Genomic DNA, 19,921 nt, shown 5'->3' with positions numbered 1-19,921 from the left:
AGGGGTCAGGGATTGATGCGGGTAGGAATACCGCTTCTGTCATCCAACAGGCGTTTGAGCACGGTCGAGTCGGTATCGGCATGAGCGAGAAAACGGCTGATGGCCGGGGTCATCTTTAATACCACAGGCGCGGTGGATTCAAACTCGGCCTCGGTGCGCGACAGCGGCTGATGCACTTCCAGATAGCGACCGCCATCCGGCTCCAGGCTGGCCTTTATCGGCTGATTGACAAACTGTACCCGGGTGCCGTTGGGCACAGTATTAAACAGATGCTCGATATCCTGATTGCGCAGGCGGACACAACCCTGGCTGACACGCAGGCCGATACCGAAGCTGGCATTGGTGCCGTGAATGGCATACAGGTTACCGATATAAAGCGCATACAAGCCCATGGGGTTATCCGGGCCTGCAGGCCAGACCTTGGGCAGGGTGATACCGTTGGCGGCATATTCCTTGCGGATCCTGGCCGTTGGGGTCCAGGTGGGGTTGGCGCGTTTGCGATAAACCTTGGTTACCCAGTTTTCCGGGGTATCCCGGCCTATCTGGCCTATGCCTATGGGTAAGACCTGTACCGTATTGCTGTCTTTGGGATAGTAGTAGAGGCGCATTTCGGCCACGTTGATCACTATCCCTTTACGGGGGGCATCCGGCAGGATCAGCTTGTGAGGGATCAGCAATGTGCTGCGGGGCTTGGGAAGAAAAGGGTCGACCCCTGGGTTGGCCTCGGTCATGTTGGTCAGTCCCAGTTGATATTCGTCGGCAACACTCTCCAGTGTGCGCTTATCATCGGGCACCACATAATACTGGTTGTCACCGACGATACTGCTGCCCTCTGGCGGCAGAGGATATTCAACGGCCTGCGACAGGCAGGCGGGAAGCAACAGGCCCAGTAACAGGGCGAGGCGGGGAATTCTTGTCATAGGATATTTTTCTTCATTAAACGCTGTCAGTCGCCATGGTTTCAGGCATCAGAGTCGAGCAGGCATCCTTACCTTTTCCGGCGCAGATTTCAACAGATTGCAGCAAAATTTTTCGTACCTAAGTCTATTGTTCGATGATAAGACGAAGTTGTTTTCCTTTCTATTTGGGGTCCCAAAAATCCTTAAGATGTCTAGGATAGTTCGAGCTCATCTCCATCCGGAGAGTGGCTTTTTTGATGGGAACTTTGTTCTCCAGCAGCCCATTTATTGGCGTAACTCCCCTTTAATGTGAACCATATATAAAGATAGCCTTTATCACTTTACTCTTATGTTTGTTTTTTTATGTATGTTTGTTTAAGCAATTGAAAAAAATAAAATTTATTCATTAATTTGAGTTTATGTTTGTTTTTGCTTGATATCTCGATTAAACGATTAAATTTTCTATTTTTTAAGGGGTTACATGGCTTCTTTTGCTGGTCTTTTTCGCTGAAAACAAAAATAAGTCAACTGTTTCTACTGAAAAATAACCCTAATTAATGATATAATCCCGTCTGTAACCCACGTGTTTTCCGGAGTCTCGTTAGAGTCAGGTTTCTCTTTTATTAGCTTCCCCGCATTTTCAACTGGAGGGTCATTTGAACGCAGATATCATCAACAGCTTTTTCCTTGTCGGGGCCTTGCTTGTCGCAGTCAGCGTACTGCTCAGCCCAGTATCGTCGCGACTCGGTATTCCTATTTTGGTGGTATTTCTTGCGGTGGGTATCTTTGCCGGTGAAGATGGCCCAGGCGGCATAGTATTCAATGACTATTCAGTGGCTTATTTGGTCAGTAACCTGGCGCTGGCGGTTATTCTGCTCGATGGTGGCATGCGTACCCGGGTTGCCAGTTTCAGGGTGGCATTGTGGCCGGCTCTGTCATTGGCCACTTTTGGGGTGGCGTTAACCACCACACTGACAGGTTTGTTGGCTGCCTGGTTATTCGATCTCAACTTACTCCAGGGCATGTTGGTGGGAGCCATTGTCGGTTCGACCGATGCCGCGGCGGTATTTAGCCTGCTCAAGGGCAAAAACGTGAATGAGCGTGTCGGTTCGACACTGGAAATCGAATCCGGTTGTAACGACCCCATGGCTGTGTTTTTGACCGTGACTCTGATTGCCATTCTCGGCAGCAGTGGCGATGAACTCTCGGGTAACTATCTGGCACTGAGCTTTATCAAACAGTTTGGCCTGGGCGGGATCCTCGGTGTCGGCGGCGGTTGGCTGTTGTGGCAGGTTATCAATCGCAATCAATTGCCGGAAGGCCTCTACTCCATTTTGGTGCTGAGTGGCGGACTGATGATCTTCGCCATCTCCAATGCCCTGGGAGGCAGTGGTATTCTGTCTATTTATCTGGTGGGTCTATTTCTCGGTAACAAGGCGACCCGTGGCAAACACTCGATTCTCAACGTGCTCGATGGTATGACCTGGCTCAGTCAGATAGGCATGTTCCTGGTACTGGGACTCTTGCTGACGCCATCGGATCTGAAAGATATCGCCTTACCGGGTTTGGCACTGGCGTTTGGGATGATCTTTCTGGCGCGGCCGATTGCGGTTTGGCTCAGTTTGCTACCGTTTCGCAGCTTCCATGACAGAGATAGATGGTTTATCTCTTGGGTAGGGCTGCGCGGCGCAGTGCCCATTATTTTGGCGGTATTTCCCATGATGGCGGGGCTGCCACAAGCGCAGCTTTACTTCAACCTGGCCTTCTTCGTGGTGATGGTTTCCTTGCTGCTGCAGGGCAGTACCTTGTCCAAGGCGGCGCAGCTGGCCAAGGTGGAGTTGCCACCCAAACCGGCACCTATTTCCCGCGCCGGGGTGGAAATTTATCCCACCAGTGAGTGGGAGATATTTGTCTATCGACTCAGTGAAAACAAATGGTGTATCGGTGAGCCTCTGAGGCGTCTTGCCATGCCGGCGGGAACCCGGATTGCCGCCGTATTTCGCAATAACGAACTGTTGCACCCTTCGGGGAGTACCAGGCTGATGGCCGATGACATTCTTTGTGTGCTGGGGCAAGAGGACGATTTGGAGCCTCTGAGTCAGCTGTTCAGTGAGGCGCCAGAAAAACGCGAGGCGCCCCGCTTCTTTGGTGACTTCTTTATTTCAGTGGATGTGATGCTGGCCGATATGGCACCGATTTACGGCATGCAGCTGGAACCCGAATATGAGCAGATGCGGGTTGCCGACTTACTGCAGCAGCAACTCGGCAGTCACCCTGTGGTGGGGGATCAATTCCTCTGGCAAGGGCTGGACTGGATAGTCGCCGAGGTGCAGGAAGGCACTGTCAGCCGGGTTGGTTTGAGATTGCCCTCAGAAGACTGAAAAAAGCGAAGAACGAAGAAATGCCGACCTTGAGTCGGCATTTTTACGGTTACTTTCTCAATAGAGTGAGGGCGTGCTCTCATTGGGGCGGGTCTTGAACCTGCGGTGCAGCCACATGTATTGCGCCGGGTTACGGCTGATCAACTGCTCGACAATGCCGTTACCGCGTTTGGCGTCTTCCACCTCATTTTCGCCGGGGAAGTTATCCAGCGGCGCCTGGATCTCTATATTGTAACCCGTATCATCGGCGTTGCGCTCGACAAAGAAGGGCAGTACTTTGGCTTTACCCAGCTTGGCCAAGGTGGTGCCGCCGGTGATGGTGGCAGCATCGGGAACGGCGAAGAAGGGGATAAAGATGGCGCTGGAGCGGCCAAAGTCCTGATCTGCTGTGTACCAAATGACATCAGGGTTACGCAGGCAACGCACCATTTGCCTTAGATCCCGCTTGGGAACCAGCGCTTTGTTTGAACGCAAACGGCCCTTCACCTGCAGATATTCCATTACAGGGTTGTTGTGGGGGCGGTACACACCAACCCCGGGCTGAAATTGGCCAAATATTCTTGCCCCCATTTCCAGCGGCAAGCAGTGAACCGCAAACAGAATAACTCCTTGACCGGCGGCCAGTGTCTGCTCAACATGCTCCTGGCCCTTTATCTGCATGTGCTTCTGCACTTTGTCGTTGCTCCACCACCAGGCATTGATAGTGTCGAAAATGGCCTTGCCGGTTTCCTGGAAATTACGTCTGAGCAGCGTCTCTCGCTCGGCCTCACTCATTTGTGGAAAACACAACTCCAGGTTGCGTTTGGCGGTGTTAACCCGGCTTCTAGCCAGCTTCATTGCCAGCAGACCTATGCCACTGCCAAGCTTCATCTGCCACTTGAGTGGCAGCAGGAGGGTCAGTCTGGCCAGACCGACAGCCAGCCACAGCAACCAGAATTTAGGGTGATACAAGTGAGCGGAAAATTGTGCTTTCTCTACCAAAACGATAAACCCGTTTACAGGAAAAATTACCGCATATTCTAACCCAATTCAGTGTAAAAATTAGGTACAATCGGGGTTTATTTTGCCTAATAAGACAAGTCCGTTATGAAGGTAACTCTGCCCCCATTTGAAAAAGCCAAGGTTCTGGTGGTTGGTGATGTGATGCTCGACCGTTACTGGGTTGGCCCAACCGGCCGTATTTCACCCGAGGCGCCTGTACCTGTGGTGCGTATCAATCAGATAGAGGATAGGCCCGGCGGAGCAGCCAACGTGGCGCTGAATATCGCGGCGCTGGGCGGCTCGGTGCAACTGGCCGGTATTGTCGGAGCCGATGAAGCCGCATCGGCCCTGCATATGGGCATCAGTACTCTAGGTGTGGAGCCTAAGTGGCTGACGGTTGAAGATAAACCCACAATCACCAAACTGCGGGTATTGAGTCGTAACCAACAGCTTATTCGCTTGGATTTTGAAGAGACCTTTGACCAGGAGCAGAGCCAGGCGCTATTGGCGCAGAGCGAAGCTCTACTGGACGATTGCAAGGTGCTGGTGCTGTCTGACTATGCCAAGGGTGCCATCTTTGAGCCTCAGGCCTTTATCGCCAAGGCTAGAGCCAAGGGGATCAGTGTCTTGGTGGACCCCAAGGGCAGCGATTTCGGCCGTTATGCCGGTGCCAGTTTAATTACTCCCAACATGAGTGAGTTTGAGGCTGTGGTGGGTACTGTCAGCTCGGAAGCTGATCTGGTGGCCAAGGCCCAGGCTTTGATTAGCAAGCATCAACTGGGGGCGATTCTGGTTACCCGCTCGGAGAAGGGCATGACACTGATCACCAGCGAAGGGGATGAGCTGCATATCCCTACAGTGGCTCGGGAAGTCTATGATGTGACCGGCGCCGGAGATACTGTGATTTCGGCTCTCGCCACAGCTTTGGCGGCCGGCAGCGACCTGCCGCAAGCCTGTGCCATTGCCAATACCGCCGCCGGTGTGGTGGTTGGCAAACTGGGCACTTCCACTGTCAGCCGCATTGAGCTCATCGAGGCTCTGGCTCAACATCAGGGAGAGTCTGGCTTTGGTGTGGTCAGCGAAGATCAACTGCTGTACGCCATGCAGCAAGCCAAGCTCAGAGGTGAGCGGGTGGTGATGACCAATGGTTGCTTTGACATACTCCATGCCGGGCACGTCAGTTACCTCAAAGAAGCCCGTGCCTTGGGCGATAGATTGATTGTGGCGGTCAATGATGACGCTTCGGTTAAACGGCTCAAGGGCGAGGGGCGTCCAGTCAATAGTCTTGAGCGGCGAATGGCAGTACTGGCGGGGCTGGCCGCTGTCGATTGGGTGGTGCCTTTCAGTGAAGATACACCGCAGCGAGTGATCTCTAGATTGCTGCCGGATCTCCTGGTCAAGGGGGGCGACTACCGGGTGGAAGAGATAGCCGGAGGTGAAGAGGTGATCGCCGCCGGTGGCAGTGTCAAGGTGCTGGGGTTCGAAGATGGTATCTCCACCACCGCCATTATTCAGAATATTATGGCCAAGCCCTGATGTTGATGGCGGTGTTGCTATCGGGAAGCTTGTTTTGGGCTGATGTAGGTCCAAAACAAGCCTTGATATGCCCGCCATCGGAACTGCCTCAGTGTTTGCAACAACTCCCCGATAGAGTCAAACAACAACTGCCCCTGTCTCAAAAGGCTTTCTTCGATGCACTGGGAATGAGAGGCGCCATGTCTCTGCCCGTCGAAGATGAAAGCGTTGCCGGCATGGTTCTCTGGGCGCCGTACTATCTCCCACAAAGTCAAACTGCTATCTGGAATGGTCAAAATCATGAACTGGTGTTGCGGCATCAGCCGCAATTAACTCTCTGGCATGAGTTGGGGCATCTGGAAGTAAAGCGTCTGCAAGGAAATGTTTTGCCTGCCGAGTTGTCTGAACTGGACCATGAGTGGTTGGCTGATACTTATCTCGCTTGGCGTTGTGCTAAAGAATGGAACAGTCTGGAACTTGTGTGGCAACAATACCACAGGCGTAACCTGGCAGTATTTTCCGATATCGGCAATTTGTCACATTGGAGCCCACTTTATCTGATACAAGTGTTAAATAAGTATGATCTGAAACAAATCGCGGAATTTGCTGATTTTGCTACATTTGTGCTCAGTTTTTATCCGGAAATCCGCCGTTATTCTCCAGATGAAGTGGCAGAGTTTTCCAGCTTGCTGCAGCATCTCTTTAACCGGAGTGGCCGACAAACCCTGCCAGAATACATGTTTTGGCGCCGTAAACAGTTGGGTGAAGTGTTGCAACCTACTCTTGAAAAACTGGTGGGGAGCGAAACAGCAAAACTTTGGTTATCCAAAGAAAGAATGTTGCGGTAATGTGATTAACAAGGCTTTTTTTAGCTCTCCTAGCTGAACCTTTGCTGAACAAAGGTGAAAAACGCTGTTAACACCCCTCTTTTTGGCAGTATTCTCTCTATGCCTTTGATAAGCTCCTTGGCAATAAAAATAACGGGGATAAGAGGCAGACAAGAATGGCCAAGCGTTCAAAGGCTCAGACTGAGCTGACTATCAATCAGATTATGGACGAAGCTCTCAAACAGATCTTAACTATTGGTTTTGAGGCTATGTCTTACACAACGCTTTCTGAAGCAACGGGAATTAGCCGCACGGGGATCAGTCACCATTTTCCGCGCAAAATCGATTTTCTTGCCAGGTTGGATGTGCGTATTGGTCGGTTGTTTCTGGCCGCTCTGGATTTTTCCAGTGTTGAAGCACTCGAAAAATCCTGGATGCAGGCGTTGCAGCAAGCAGAGCACAGGGCTGTATTGAGACTCTTCTTTAGTCTCTGCGGACACAACAATCCTGAAATCACTCTGTTTCGTGCTGTGACTATGGCTAGGGAAAATGCCCAGATAGAGCTGGGTGAAAAGGGCGAGCAGATGATCAATGATCTCCTGGGCCGCAGTGCTGTTATGTTGCTTGCCGATCCCGGTATCGCCTGCGCCGCTTGAAATTCCGTTTAAGCGACTCTCATTCAAGCGATTCATAGAAATAATTGAGACAGCAAGCTAAGGCTTGCTGTTTTTTTATCCCTTCATTTTCTTATCGAATTACGCGTTATTGGCTCACAAAAGCCAATCGACTTCGGCCTACCCTTTGGGACATTCTTTCAGGCAACTCTTTCAGGCCACTCTACTTGGGCAACTCTCTTCGGGCAAGAAGTTGCCCGGCGAGCAAAAAATTGCCCGGGTTTGGGCAATAAATTGCCCGGAGAGTGGGGGTAGGTTTAGATGTTGTTGTAAAACAGTAGTTTACGATTTGGCATGCTTCTGGCATTGGCTGATGAAGTTTTATCACTCATTCAACAGTAAAAGGAATTAACCATGCCAACACCATGTTATATCTCCATCGAAGGTCAAACCCAGGGCAATATCACCGCAGGCGCGTTTACAGCCGAGTCAGTGGGCGACATCTTTGTGGAAGGTCATGAAGACGAGATGCTGGTTCAGGAATTCAACCATGTGGTGACAGTGCCGACCGACCCACAGTCAGGTATGCCTTCGGGTCAGCGGGTGCACAAGCCGTTCAAGTTCACCGTGGCGCTGAACAAGGCGGTGCCTTTGATGTACAACTCGCTGTCATCCGGTGAGAAGCTGAACAAGGTTGAGCTGAAGTGGTACCGCACCTCTATCGAGGGCAAGCAGGAGCACTTCTTCACTACCAAGCTTGAAGGTGCGACGATAGTGGACATCAACTGCCACATGCCACACTGCCAGGACCCGAACAAGGCAGATTTCACTCAATTGGTTGAGGTGTCAATGGCCTATCGCAAGATAGACTGGGACCACGTGAGTGCCGGTACTTCAGGTGCGGATGACTGGCGCAAGCCCATCGAAGCCTGATAGTGTGTCAGCCACCGCCTTGCGGTGGCTGTTTGCCATTGGGGTGTTTTCTGGCGGGGACGTCAACTGACAGTGTAACCGGTTGATTAAGAGCCAGAGAGCAGGCCAATGGCTTTTGGTGCAATTCGGCTAAACGGACATTCAACAGACATTCGAGTCAATCGCATTTAAACCAAGAGCAAAACGGCACTCAGCGAGCGGAGCTCAACGCCTTCCCTAAAACAGGGGAAGCCGGGGCTCAGACAGCAAGAGCTCAGACAGCAAGAGCTCAGACAGCAAGAGTACCGCGAAAGGACAGGGACAATAAGGACAGCGAAGATGAGTCATCAAGGGAGTGGCATGCGTTTTGGATTCAAGGCGGGCAGTTTGGCAGAGGATAGCCTGTCGGTGCTGTCGTTCAAGCTGGAAGAATCGCTGTCGAGTCCTTATGTGGTTGAGCTTGAGTTGCTGAGTCGCCGGGACGATATCAAGGCGAGCGACTTGGTGGACCAGAGCGGGGTACTGAGTTGGTGGCAGGACGGCGAATGCCAACGAGAATTGCACGGCATAGTAAGCCGCTTTGGCCGCGGCGACAGCGGCCACAGACAGACCCACTACCGGCTGAGACTGGAGCCACCCTGAGCCGCCTGCAGCTGCGGCGCAACAGCCGCATCTTCCAGGAAAAGAGCCTGACCGACATCATCGCGGTGCTGTTCGGCGAAATGGGCATTACCGATTACGCCTTTCGCTGTGACCCGCGCCATGAAAGCCGCAAACGGGAATACTGCGTGCAGTATGGCGAGAGCGACTTTGACTTCTTCGAGCGCCTGACCCGCGAAGCGGGACTGTTCTACTACTTCGAGCACAGCAGCGACAAACACACCCTGGTGCTGTGCGATGCACTGGACAAACTGAGCCTGAGCCCCCACAGCTACCCCTACAACGCCCTGGCGGGAGGACGCGCCGAGCAGGCGAGTGTCCGCAGCGCCGAATACCGCCACCGCCGTGCCGAGAGCGGGGCCACCCTCAAGGACTACAGCTTCCGCAAACCGGCCTACAGCTTCCTGCAACCGAGTACAGAGGATGCAGACTGGCAACAGAGCGGCTATGAACACTTCGACTACCCGGGGCGCTACAAGGACGATGCCGACGGCAAACTGTTCAGCAAGGTGCGTCTGGCGGGACTGCGACGGGAGAGCGAACAGCTGCTGCTCAAGAGTGACCAACTGCAGGCGTTGAGCGGGCAGAAGTTTGCCCTGAGCGAACACCCGGATGCGAGCCTTAACCGCGAATGGGTAATAGTGGGGGGCAGCCACACAGGCGAGCAGGGCAATGCAGCGGAAGAGGACAACAGCCGCCGCGGCACCACTTACAGTAACGAGATAGTGGCGGTGCCATCCTCCATGCAATGGCAAGCGGAGCCGAAGGCCAAACCACAGATGGCGGGGCCGCAGATAGCGACCGTGGTGGGGCCGAAGGATGAAGAGATATTTTGTGACGAATACGGCCGAGTGAAGGTGCAATTCCCCTGGGACAGATATGCCAAGGGTGACGAGCACGGCAGCTGCTGGATACGGGTCAGCCAGGGCTGGGCCGGTGGTCAGTATGGCTTTATGGCACTGCCGCGGATAGGGCATGAAGTGATAGTGTCGTTTCTGGACGGCGACCCGGACCAACCCATCATCACCGGCCGGGCCTACCATGCGGTGAACCAGGTGCCTTACGCGCTGCTTTACCACAAGACCCGCACCGTGCTGAAGACCCAGAGTCACAAGGGCGAGGGCAGCAACGAGCTGAGGTTTGAGGATGAAGCGGGGGAAGAGGAAATCTACCTGCACGCGCAGAAAGACCTGAACCTACTGACCGAGAATGACAGACACGAGCATATCAAGCACGACAGCCACCTGGATGTGGACAATGAAAGGCGCAGCCGCATCGGCGGCAACGACCACCTGACGGTGCTGGGCGAGTCCCGTCAGCAGGTAACAGGCGACAAGAGCCTGATAGTGGATGGCAGCTTACATCTAAAAAGCTTACCCGTGTGGGTTAATGAAACCGGTGATGAAATTCATATCAAGGCGGGGCAAAAAGTGGTGTTGGAGTCTTCCTCTGAAATCACAGTCAAAGCCGGTGGCAGTTTTGTCAAGGTCGATCCGGCCGGGGTGCATCTTTCCGGCCCCGGGATCAACCTTAATGCCGGCGGCGGCGCGGCATCAGGCAGTGGTTATAGCGGTAAAGCGCCGGAGCTTCCGGGAAAAGTGGCCGCTGCCGAGCTTCCTAATCCCTTACCTCTGCAATTGGCTCCCGCCAGCATGGAAATGCTTTCCTACAACAATGTCGCCGTGGCTCGCTTGTGCCAAAAGCAAACCGATGGCAGTTGTCCTCTGGAAGATTGCCCCTGCTTGAAGCACAAGGGGTAATGGGCCATGAGTGAGTTACTGCCTGAATTGGCCGGTGTCGAGTATTGGATGCTGACCGACAAAATTCGTTATCCCAAGGTGATGCAGCTGGCTTATCAACATGAAGCGGCTCCCGAATTGGCCGATCTCTTCATCAATAGTCCATTTGCCTACCTGATGCCACAGAGCCCGGTCATCTTTCGTTTGCGCCACGACAGCAGCCTGTTGCCCATATGGCAAAATGACTCTCTCTGGCGCAGCTCGGCGGTGATTTTTGCCAGCCAGGCTGGGGCGTTCGACACACTGAAACAACACTTGCTGGCCCTGTTACAGCCCAGGATCCTGGGGCGCCAGACCATCTTCAGATATTACAGCAATCAAACGCTGGACCCCTTTGTACTCTGAACTGGATGCCGATGACAGGGACACCCTTCTGGGGCCTGCCTCGGCGCTTTGGTGGACCTCCCAGCAGGGCGAACTCAGGTCTCTGAAACACACACCCAAAGCCGTTGAAAGCTATAGCTTTAATTCAGCCGTTTTTAGTAAATGGATTTAGTGAAATGAATCATAAAGATAACTTGGCACTTAGGGCTTGCCAAAACGTCCAGGATGAATGCCTGAGAATGTTGGCCGACTATCACAAAATGGATTATGCCGAATTGGCGAACATGAATACTCTGGAGCTGCAGAATAAATTCATCAGTTGGAAGTATGAAGTCGTACCTATTGACGTCAACAAGCATCTGCCTACCGTTACGCCTCCAGAGGATGGGGCCTGTGGAAAAGGAATTACAACCTGTGAAGGTGCCTATGTGGAGTATGAAGACGTACTCTATGTGCCAAATCATCCAAAGGATGGGAAGCGCTATTGGTATGCTCTGACCTCTGAAGCGTTAGAAAGACTCAAGCAAGAAAGACAGCATTTGCAGCTCAGTGACATGGATATCAATGCGCCCGACTTTAATGAAAAGATGCTGCAAAAGCTCAATGAGCTTGGGTTGCTCTCTCGTTATGACTATTTACCGTATGAGATATTTCTTTCTGATGCGGCAGATAAAGAAAGGTACAAAACATTATGGTTGCTCAAATGGAGCCAAGGACTGGGACTCTGGGTAAAAGCTGAACTTAATGAGTTGGATGATTATGCTCGCAGCGTAGGCTTTGAGTTGCTGGCTAAACATTCTTTTTTATCAAGAGTGAGGTTGAGCTGCGCGTAAGAGCGGCCAATCATTACCCATCAGGCTCTTTGGATAGCTTGAATACCCAATATGTCTTGGGCGAGGCCAGAAAGAAAATTGAATTAGAACTGAAAGAATATGTGTTGGCTGAATGCAAAAAGCTGGAAGATAAAGCCAAAAACAGGCCAATGGTTGGGAAACCGATGATGGCACTAAGTTTATTTATGATGAAAATTTAGATTATTTCACCAGTGATAAAGAGAAGAATGTAAGTCTCTATGTCAGCAGCCTGAAACGCACCTTGGGATTTGAGTATAAGTCATTAGCTTCTCAAAGTGATAGTGAAGCTGCTAAAACATTTAATTATTTCTGGGGGGAAGAGTTCTTTCAGTATGATGATATTTTTAATGAGCCAGAAATTTCCTGGTATAAATTAAGTAGCCTTAGTGGTTCTTTAGGCTATGATACTAGGAAATATGGTTTTTACTGGAATCTTTTGATGTTTAATCTTTCCGGTATGGCCCTCAAGGAACAATGTCTTACATTAGATGAACTGAATAATAATAATCTATATAAAGAAACGTTTTCTTCATATAGGCAGTATTCAAAAAAATATAATGCTGTTGTGAATGTTCGGCGTTCATCATTTTTTGGCGATGATGAACTGAACAATGAACAGATAGACCTTCTTTTTGAACTGTTACAGAAGGATCGAAAACAAAAGCATTTTGAGCAATCGGATGACTATGTCTGGCTCAAGGCTTTCATGGAGAGTGGCGGTTTTCAGTGGGGCTATTGGGATACGGTAGCTCTGGATATTAAGCTGGATGCTTTTTGGGAGAAGCAAGTTAAAGACCTACGGCAGATAAAACTGGAATCCATTCCGGATTTCTTTGAAAAACCCTTGTTAATCAAGAAAGCCTGTAAAGTTCGAATGGATTACTGGAAGGCGCTTGCAAACTCCAGAGCTCAAAAGGGCGATGTGATCAATATCAGTAAGAAAGTCAACAAGAAATCCTATTCAGTGCTTTGGAATTTTGAAGACTGGAGACCTGCCGTAAAACACCCGGGCATGATAATGAATCTGCCTGATAACAATGATCTCAGGGTTGTTGAATGTTATCTGCTCTCAGAAGGAGGTGAAGGTACCCCTTTCTACCTCAGAACCCCATCTTGGTTGCTACCCGCATCCTCGGAAAAGCACCTGGTTAGTTCAGGCAAGGGGCATGTTAAAGACATTTCTCAGCGGGTGGCCTTATCAGCCTCAACCAAAGCGGTTGAATCCAAGGAGGAGCGTGACGAATTAAATGCGGCTGAAGCGCAGCAGAAAGAACCTACGCTGAACCAATTTCCCAAGGATGTGGCTGAGACAGTCAAACAGACAAAAGTCCGACTGCCTAAAGATGCATACAAGAAGTTTATGAATCAAATTTCTGAGAATAAACAACTTTCTCTTGATATGTCCTTGATTCATTTTCAAAATGAGCATTCTTTACTGGGCAAGGATTGGGCTTACCAATCCAACACCAGTATGGATGGCTATACTGTTTCCGCCGATGCCCAACTTATGCGTTTCACCTCATCGGCAACCACTTCTTTAACGGCTCCGGGGTTGGCTATCCAAGGTTCTGAAGTAGCCAAAAGACTCAGTGGAGACACTGCGCTTAATCTATCTCTGGATCTGGCCAGAGCACAATTGGGTTTCAGTGCCTGGTTTCCTTTGGGAAACAAGGCTCCCGGGAACGCTTATGTGCCTTATAACCCCATGCCAGTGAAAGGGTTACAGCTTGATTTTCCCTATATTGCGCGCAAGTCAGGTAGTGAAGTCAAGCAACTGTATCAAGCCGGTGAAATTTGTTTTTGGCTACAGGTAACCACATACGGCCTTATAGCAGCCAGTTTGAATTTGGCTACAAACATCAGCATAGGTTCCAGTTCAGATAAGAAAGAGATAGGCGTTAGAGGCTCGGCATTTCGGCCATCGGGTTATAATCGTTCGAAAATAAAGGCCGAGGGGCCAGAGAATGTTATAGAAGGGGCCGCCCAGGCAGGAGCCACTGCGGAACTGTTTGCCGGTGCAGAAGTCGGCGGCACGGTAACAGGAGAAGTTCATTGGAAACCCCCTGTGTCTTCCGATGTTCTTGATAAGAAGCAAGAGAAGGAAACCAAAGAAACGAAGCAAGATAAGGAGCAATTAAACACCAATCAGTGGCGAAAACTCGGTTCAATAACTGCCGGCGGCGCAGTTGGGATAGGTCTTGGATTCGAGGGGACATTTCGTCTAGGCTATGATGCGGGTTGTTTCTTCTTGGTTGTCGGCGCCAAGGTCGTTTGTGGCCCTGGGGTAAAGGGCAGCTTGAATATTGCAATCGACCCTTTCAGTACAGATCTTTTTGTTGGCTGCTTGTTGAACATGCTAAAGCAGAGCGGCTTTAGTCGTTTGGCCGTCTTTGACGATGAAGACTCCAAGCTTTTTTATATACTCAACCAAAGATTGACCTTGGCAATCGCCACAGGGCTCAGTCTGGCCGATATATTACTTTTCCCTCCCAGGGTTTACGCAGATTGGCTGCATAAGTCGACTCAGGAAGATTATGCGCCAGTAATTGCCTCCCGGATTCTGCAAACTCAGCAACGTGAGAAGACACGGACCTGGCTTAAGGATTCTCCTCCGGAAACCTTGGCTGCCTTATTCGATGCCTTAATAGCATCCCCGGGAGGGAATGGCAGTGGCATTCAGGCCGAAGCACTGCTGTTTATTATGCGACAACTGCAACCGGGAGACGATACAAGGGAGGTTGTATTGCGCCGCCGCCAATTTACCAAGGCACTGGAGTTAATGGGAGTGAAGGAGGGCCAGGAGGCGGCCTCCTATCTCAGGCGTTGGCAAAGAGTACTCGATAGCTGGCTGAAATTGGCTTATTTTATTAAAAAAGTTAGGACTACGGATGGCAAGCTCATAGACGTGATTAAAGATAGTTTTGATAGCTTGGGAGGACGCCTATGTGCTCATATGTGTTGGTATTCCAACGAATGGGATGAGCCAGGGATTGGTCGTGATGGCAAACCAAAGGTCAACCGTAAGAGTGTCTATGGCTGTTATCTGACCTCAGAAGGATTACAGGCCATGGTCACTGCCAAAATAGTCGATCCAGATAGCCAAAAATACCAGACTCTGCAAGAATCCGTGAGTGAGGCAGAAAACTTGGCCATGTTCGAACACCGGCGGAATGGCTTGTTCAAGCAAAGAACTTGGAGCCTTGCTGAGTTGGATACCCTGCTTCCCCCTTCCAGAACAAAGAAAATAGAGGGCTTGCTTTGATGGTGCAAACTCAAAGTTCAAAATTTAGTAAAACCCATAAATTAATCATTGCAACACTAGTGTTATTGATATGCCTGCTCGGGCTATGGCGATTTGGGAGCCAGAGTACACAACCCAGCCCCCATGCTGCGATTATTGATAATGACGAGTTACTGGCCTTGGCGGCCGAGAGTCAGCCCAATCCGGATATCTATGCCAGTAGCTTGGTCAAACCCGGTGATCCTTTATTCAAAGGTTTATATGAGTTGCAGTCGCTGAGAAGGGATTTGGCCGAAAAGGCACTCTTACCGCTGGCCGAGGCAGGGAACAGTGATGCCATGTTATGGTATGGTATGACGGTCTTGCGTTCCAGTGTTCTATCTGGTGGAGACAAATGGATCCATGAGGCTGCTATGGCCGGAAACCCCTATGCGATGCGGCGCTTGGTTCCGGAGGGAGAAACCCTTCAGGATTGTGAATGGTATCTGGGCAGTTACTGCGACGATGCCTGGGTCGACAAGGCGCAGGAAGCTTTCCAGCAGCGCTTGCAAGCCAACCCCGATGATGTACTGAGTCGTTATGCCGCCTCCATGGATGCCGACAGGGCGGCTGAAGCGGCCAAGCAGAAGTATTATGCCCCTATGGTCAAGCTGGCGCTGAAATATGGTCAGGCTTATGAGGCTGGTGAACTCAGTGAAGTCGATGCTGCCAAGGTGGTAACTCTACTCAAAATGGCGGCCAATGATAATTTTGCGCCCGCTATGTATATGCTATCTGCATCATTCAGTAAATACTTGGGGAAGGAAGAATCATTGTTTTATGCTGAGAAAGCACTGATGTTAGGGTATAACTCAATTGTATCTATTTATGTGGAAGGGCGGAGGTCATTTGATTCTACCGGAAATATAGATGAACTGAAATCATTGTTGCCATATGCTTATGTTGCTAAAAACTATTTTAGAGAAGATCGTTTCTTAATGCTTATAAAATATCGTTTGGAAGATAATAAGTACATACTTACAAGCAAAGAAGAATCCAAAGCTAAAGAACAAGCTGAAAAAATCATCTCAGAAATAACACCGGTTATTTATATCGATGCAATTTACGATGTAGAAGCCTATCACTAGCTGAGGTAAGCATGGATGCGACTGTGGGCACAATCATAGAGAAGTTTGAAAAGATCTCTGAAAAGAAGAAGCGGGTTGGGTTACTGTTGCTGGCGGTAGCCACGTTTTCTGCTCTCTTGGCCGTTGTTATCTACTTATATATCAACAGAGATCTTAGCTATTCGCATCAACCCATTCTTGAAAATAAGGAACTCTTGGCACTAGCAGTCAAGAGTCAGCCTAATCCGGACATCTATGCCAGTAGTTTGATTAAACCCGACAACCCCTTATTTTCCGGTCTTTATAAGTTGCAGTTACAGCAGTATCGTGCTGCCAGTGGTGAGCTGGCGGCCTTTGCCGTTATAGACAACCCCGAGGGAATGTACTGGTATGGCTTGGCATCATTGGGACTGAATATACTCAGCTCTGATGCGCCGAGTATGATAGAGCGGTCGGCCAAGCTGGGTAATCCTTACGCGATGAAAAAGCTTATTCCCACTAAAGACAAAGAAAATCTCTGCCACTTTTACTTGGTGGGCTTCTGTGATCGGAGTTGGGCGGATAAAGCCCAGCAAGCCTTTGAAGAAATTGTAAAAAGTAACCCAACAGATGTGCGGGCTCGTTATGCTGCTTCAAAGGCGTTGAATAGAGTGGCTGAGGCCGCAAAGGGCAAGTACTATTCGCCTATGATTGAACAGATTAAAGTATATTTCAATTCTCTTGGAAAGGGGCAAAGTCCAAGTGATGCAGAGATGAAGGAGCTGGTTTCACTTTTGATTATGGCAGCAAATGATAATTTTGTTCCGGCGATGCGGATGCTAATAGGCGGTGCATTCGATAATGCTATCGGCTATGAAAGAGTTATATTTTGGTCTGAAAAAGCAATGGCGTTAGGTAGTCACTCTGCAAATTCAATATACTTTATAAATAAAGAGAAGTTTAAAGATACATCTAAAAGAGAGTATCTGTTAAAGTCATTGCCAGCGGCATATGTTGCTGATAAATATTTTGGTGATGAAGGATTGTTACAACTTTTAAATGATGATGTTGGTAAAATAAATAAGCCATTTTCTGAAGCTGAACTGAGTGATGCCAAGCATAAAGCAGAACAAATTATTTCAGAGATAACCCCTGTTGTATATATCGATGAGTTATTCGATCATGATTATTATCACTATTATTGAGCCTACTATCTGTAGATGAGACAACAAACTGTTAAGTCTAAAATGGATGCTTTTAGTGTTTCATTGCGAACAACCGGAACACTGGTGTTATCGATATGCCTGCTCGGACTATGGCGATTTGGGAGCCAGAGTGCACAACCCAGTCCCCATGCTGCGATTATTGATAATGACGAGTTACTGGCTTTGGCAGCCGAGAGTCAGCCCAATCCGGATATCTATGCCAGTAGCTTGGTCAAACCCGGTGATCCTTTATTCAAAGGTTTATATGAGTTGCAGTCGCTGAGAAAGGATTTGGCCGCAGAGGCACTCTTGCCGCTGGCCGAGGCAGGCAACAGTGATGCCATGTTATGGTATGGCATGACAGTCTTACGACTCAGTGTTCTGTCTGGTGGAGACAAATGGATCCATGATGCTGCTATGGCCGGAAACCCCTATGCGATGCGGCGCTTGGTACCGGCGGGAGAAACCCTGCAAAACTGTGAGTGGTATTTAGGTAAATACTGCGACGACGCCTGGGCGGATAAGGCGCGGGAAGCTTTCCAGCAGCGCTTGCAAGCCAATCCAGATGATATGCTGAGTCGTTATGCCGCCTCCATTGATGCCGACAGGGCAGCTGAAGCGGCCAAGCAGAAGTATTATGCCCCTATGGTCAAGCAGGCTCTTAGGTATGCTCGGGCTTATGAGGGCGGCAAGCTCAGTGAAGCCGATGCTGCCAAGGTGGTGACTCTACTCAAAATGGCGGCTAACGATAACTTTCCGTTGGCAATGGACATACTGGCGGGGTCTTTTTACAAAATTATCGGTTTTGAGATGGCCAATTATTATGCCAAAAGAGCATTTCATCTAGGTTTTAACTCTTTAGATGCCATTATCCTCGTGAATATTAAAGAGTGGCAGAAAGGAACGAATCGGGATGAAATGCTGGTCGCTTTATCCTATATATATGCCGCTGAAAAATATTATAGAAGACGTAACTTGGACTTTATAATTATAGGCGACCTTGATAAGGGAGGAGCTCCTGTAAGTAAAGTGGAAATTTCTGCGGCTAAAGAAAAAGCCAAAAAAATCATCTCAGAAATAACGCCTGTTATTTATATCGATGAGATTTATGATGTCGAATCTTATAACTACTAAATGTTTAGATAATGAGCGAGCGAGGATGCGAGGGAAGAGTAGGTGTCATCCGTAAGAGTTTATTGGCCCCGAAGGGAGACATTTCTCTCCGTCCTGAAAACAGAGGGCTTGCTTTGATGGTGCAGATTCAAAGATCAAAATTTAATAAAACCCATAAATTAATCATTGCAGCATTGGTGTTATCGATATGCTTGTTCGGACTATGGCGATTTGGGAGCCAGAGTGCACAACCCAGCACTGATGATGTTACATCCTGGAGCAGTTCATACTATTAAAGCATGGCATCGTGATGGTTAATATTTTGATTATTTACATAACTTAAAAAGGAACTGATGTGGCTGATATTACAGTAGGCACAATCATAGAGAAATTTGAAAAGATCTCTAAAAAGAAGAAGCGGGCCGGGTTGCTGTTGCTGGCGGTAGCCACGTTTTCTGCTCTCTTGGCCGTTGTTATCTACTTATATATCAACAGAGATCTTAGCTATTCGCATCAATCCATAATTGAGAGCCAAGAACTCTTAGACTTGGCGGCTAAGAGTCAACCAAATCCTGATATTTACGCAAGTAGTTTTATTATGCCAGATGACCCTTTATTTACTGGAGTATATGCATTGCAACTTCGTAAACGTAAAGTCGCTGCTGAAGCGCTTGCTCCTTTAGCTGCAAAAGGAAATATTGAAGCCATGTATTGGTTGGGATTTACGACTTTGGGGTTGAATATACTTAGTTCAGATGCACCAAGTTTGATTGAGCGCTCAGCTAAGCTTGGAAACCCTTATGCAATGCGTAAGTTAATTCCAGCAGGTACAACACTTAGAGATTGTGAATGGTATTTGGAACAATACTGTAATGATTTATGGGCTGAGAAAGCACAACGTTCCTTTGAAGAAAAGGTTAACAATAATCCAAAAGATGTGCGAGCTCGTTATGCTGCCTCAAAAGAGTTAAATAGAGTGGTTGAGGCAGCAAAGAGTAAGTATTATGCACCAATGGTTGAGCGGATTAGTGTATACCTTAATTCTTTTGAAAGGAGACAAGCTCCAAGCGAGGAGGACTCACAGAAATTAGTTTCACTTTTAACCATGGCTGCAAACGATAATTTTGTACCTGCCATGCGGATGCTGGTATCTGTGTTTAACAATGAAATTGGATATGAAAAAGCTATTTTTTGGTCTGAAAAAGCTATGGGGTTAGGTAGTAATTCTGCTGTTTCAATATATTTCAGAAACAAGGAGCTTTTTGATGAAAGTTTGGATAGGAGGTATTTGCTAAATTCACTTCCTGCTGCATATGTTTCAAAGGAATATTTTGGTGATGAAGCATTTTTGTTTTTTATTGAAAATGATGCGGTTAGAATTAACGAGCCAATTACAGATAATGAGAAAGTTGAGGCAAAAAAAATGGCTGGAGATATTGTTGAAGGAATGAAACCAGTTGTGTATATTGATGAAATATTTGATATTGATATCTATGGTCGTGGTATGTAGT

At 48.9% G+C, this 19,921-nt stretch carries 14 protein-coding genes and 1 pseudogene; 13 read left to right on the top strand and 2 right to left on the bottom strand.

All coding sequences use genetic code 11. The features are described from left to right. Nucleotides 1-5: 5 nt before the first annotated feature. Nucleotides 6-920: a L,D-transpeptidase family protein gene (locus K5621_RS16255; protein ID WP_100144914.1), complete on the bottom strand. Its 915-nt coding sequence runs from the start codon at nucleotides 918-920 to the stop codon at nucleotides 6-8. Nucleotides 921-1,555: 635 nt separating this feature from the next. Between K5621_RS16255 and K5621_RS16250 the strand changes: the two genes are divergently transcribed. After that, nucleotides 1,556-3,280 carry a potassium/proton antiporter gene (locus K5621_RS16250; RefSeq protein ID WP_221049775.1) on the top strand — a complete coding sequence of 575 codons (1,725 nt, stop codon included), beginning with the start codon at nucleotides 1,556-1,558 and terminating at the stop codon, nucleotides 3,278-3,280. Between the two features lie 57 nt (nucleotides 3,281-3,337). Here K5621_RS16250 and K5621_RS16245 read toward each other — a convergent pair whose 3' ends face one another. Then, nucleotides 3,338-4,261 carry an LpxL/LpxP family Kdo(2)-lipid IV(A) lauroyl/palmitoleoyl acyltransferase gene (locus K5621_RS16245; protein ID WP_221049774.1) on the bottom strand — a complete coding sequence of 308 codons (924 nt, stop codon included), beginning with the start codon at nucleotides 4,259-4,261 and terminating at the stop codon, nucleotides 3,338-3,340. A gap of 105 nt (nucleotides 4,262-4,366) precedes the next feature. Between K5621_RS16245 and hldE the strand changes: the two genes are divergently transcribed. From hldE to K5621_RS16180, 12 genes and pseudogenes are all read left to right on the top strand, one after another. Then, nucleotides 4,367-5,797 carry a bifunctional D-glycero-beta-D-manno-heptose-7-phosphate kinase/D-glycero-beta-D-manno-heptose 1-phosphate adenylyltransferase HldE gene (gene hldE / locus K5621_RS16240; protein ID WP_221049773.1) on the top strand — a complete coding sequence of 477 codons (1,431 nt, stop codon included), beginning with the start codon at nucleotides 4,367-4,369 and terminating at the stop codon, nucleotides 5,795-5,797. Further along, nucleotides 5,797-6,624 carry a hypothetical protein gene (locus K5621_RS16235; RefSeq protein WP_221049772.1) on the top strand — a complete coding sequence of 276 codons (828 nt, stop codon included), beginning with the start codon at nucleotides 5,797-5,799 and terminating at the stop codon, nucleotides 6,622-6,624. The genes hldE and K5621_RS16235 overlap by 1 nt, the downstream gene beginning before the upstream one ends. Nucleotides 6,625-6,779: 155 nt before the next feature. Continuing rightward, complete coding sequence (locus tag K5621_RS16230) at nucleotides 6,780-7,259, top strand: TetR family transcriptional regulator (RefSeq protein ID WP_221049771.1); 480 nt, start codon at nucleotides 6,780-6,782, stop codon at nucleotides 7,257-7,259. 372 nt (nucleotides 7,260-7,631) lie between these two features. Next, nucleotides 7,632-8,150: an Hcp family type VI secretion system effector gene (locus K5621_RS16225; protein ID WP_025890191.1), complete on the top strand. Its 519-nt coding sequence runs from the start codon at nucleotides 7,632-7,634 to the stop codon at nucleotides 8,148-8,150. Nucleotides 8,151-8,468: 318 nt separating this feature from the next. Next, a pseudogene (locus K5621_RS16215) lies at nucleotides 8,469-10,549 on the top strand (type VI secretion system Vgr family protein). A gap of 6 nt (nucleotides 10,550-10,555) precedes the next feature. Further along, nucleotides 10,556-10,933, top strand: a complete 378-nt coding sequence (locus K5621_RS16210; protein WP_221049768.1) for a DUF4123 domain-containing protein — start codon at nucleotides 10,556-10,558, stop codon at nucleotides 10,931-10,933. A 155-nt stretch (nucleotides 10,934-11,088) separates the two neighbouring features. Next, a complete protein-coding gene (locus K5621_RS16205) occupies nucleotides 11,089-11,745 on the top strand; it encodes a hypothetical protein (RefSeq protein ID WP_221049767.1) in 657 nt (218 codons plus the stop codon). A gap of 262 nt (nucleotides 11,746-12,007) precedes the next feature. Next, complete coding sequence (locus K5621_RS16200) at nucleotides 12,008-15,028, top strand: hypothetical protein (protein WP_221049766.1); 3,021 nt, start codon at nucleotides 12,008-12,010, stop codon at nucleotides 15,026-15,028. Continuing rightward, the gene (locus tag K5621_RS16195; RefSeq protein ID WP_221049765.1) at nucleotides 15,028-16,134 is read left to right on the top strand and encodes a hypothetical protein; all 1,107 of its coding nucleotides are present in this window, start codon (nucleotides 15,028-15,030) and stop codon (nucleotides 16,132-16,134) included. The genes K5621_RS16200 and K5621_RS16195 overlap by 1 nt, the downstream gene beginning before the upstream one ends. An 11-nt stretch (nucleotides 16,135-16,145) precedes the next feature. Further along, entirely contained in the window at nucleotides 16,146-17,297 is a 1,152-nt protein-coding gene (locus K5621_RS16190; protein WP_221049764.1) for a hypothetical protein, read from the top strand. Nucleotides 17,298-17,312: 15 nt separating this feature from the next. After that, nucleotides 17,313-18,431 (top strand): hypothetical protein, encoded by a 1,119-nt coding sequence (locus tag K5621_RS16185; protein ID WP_221049763.1) that lies wholly within the window; start codon nucleotides 17,313-17,315, stop codon nucleotides 18,429-18,431. A 334-nt stretch (nucleotides 18,432-18,765) separates the two neighbouring features. Next, on the top strand, nucleotides 18,766-19,920 hold the full coding sequence (locus tag K5621_RS16180; protein WP_221049762.1) for a hypothetical protein: 1,155 nt from the start codon (nucleotides 18,766-18,768) through the stop codon (nucleotides 19,918-19,920). Nucleotide 19,921: the final 1 nt, after the last annotated feature.

The organism is Shewanella carassii, assembly GCF_019670705.1.
In the GTDB taxonomy this organism is placed as follows: Bacteria; Pseudomonadota; Gammaproteobacteria; order Enterobacterales; family Shewanellaceae; genus Shewanella; species Shewanella carassii.
The sequence above is the reverse complement of the archived record's forward strand: the minus strand, read 5'-3'. Positions and strand labels throughout refer to the sequence as shown.

Excerpts from the sequence above, each read along its gene's own strand:
- K5621_RS16185 (WP_221049763.1), top strand. The coding sequence starts at position 17,313 with ATGAGACAACAAACTGTTAAGTCTAAAATGGATGCTTTTAGTGTTTCA.
- K5621_RS16205 (WP_221049767.1), top strand. The coding sequence starts at position 11,089 with ATGAATCATAAAGATAACTTGGCACTTAGGGCTTGCCAAAACGTCCAG.
- K5621_RS16230 (WP_221049771.1), top strand. The coding sequence starts at position 6,780 with ATGGCCAAGCGTTCAAAGGCTCAGACTGAGCTGACTATCAATCAGATT.
- K5621_RS16210 (WP_221049768.1), top strand. The coding sequence starts at position 10,556 with ATGAGTGAGTTACTGCCTGAATTGGCCGGTGTCGAGTATTGGATGCTG.
- K5621_RS16255 (WP_100144914.1), bottom strand. The coding sequence starts at position 920 with ATGACAAGAATTCCCCGCCTCGCCCTGTTACTGGGCCTGTTGCTTCCC.
- K5621_RS16190 (WP_221049764.1), top strand. The coding sequence starts at position 16,146 with ATGGATGCGACTGTGGGCACAATCATAGAGAAGTTTGAAAAGATCTCT.
- K5621_RS16225 (WP_025890191.1), top strand. The coding sequence starts at position 7,632 with ATGCCAACACCATGTTATATCTCCATCGAAGGTCAAACCCAGGGCAAT.
- K5621_RS16235 (WP_221049772.1), top strand. The coding sequence starts at position 5,797 with ATGTTGATGGCGGTGTTGCTATCGGGAAGCTTGTTTTGGGCTGATGTA.
- hldE (WP_221049773.1), top strand. The coding sequence starts at position 4,367 with ATGAAGGTAACTCTGCCCCCATTTGAAAAAGCCAAGGTTCTGGTGGTT.
- K5621_RS16195 (WP_221049765.1), top strand. The coding sequence starts at position 15,028 with ATGGTGCAAACTCAAAGTTCAAAATTTAGTAAAACCCATAAATTAATC.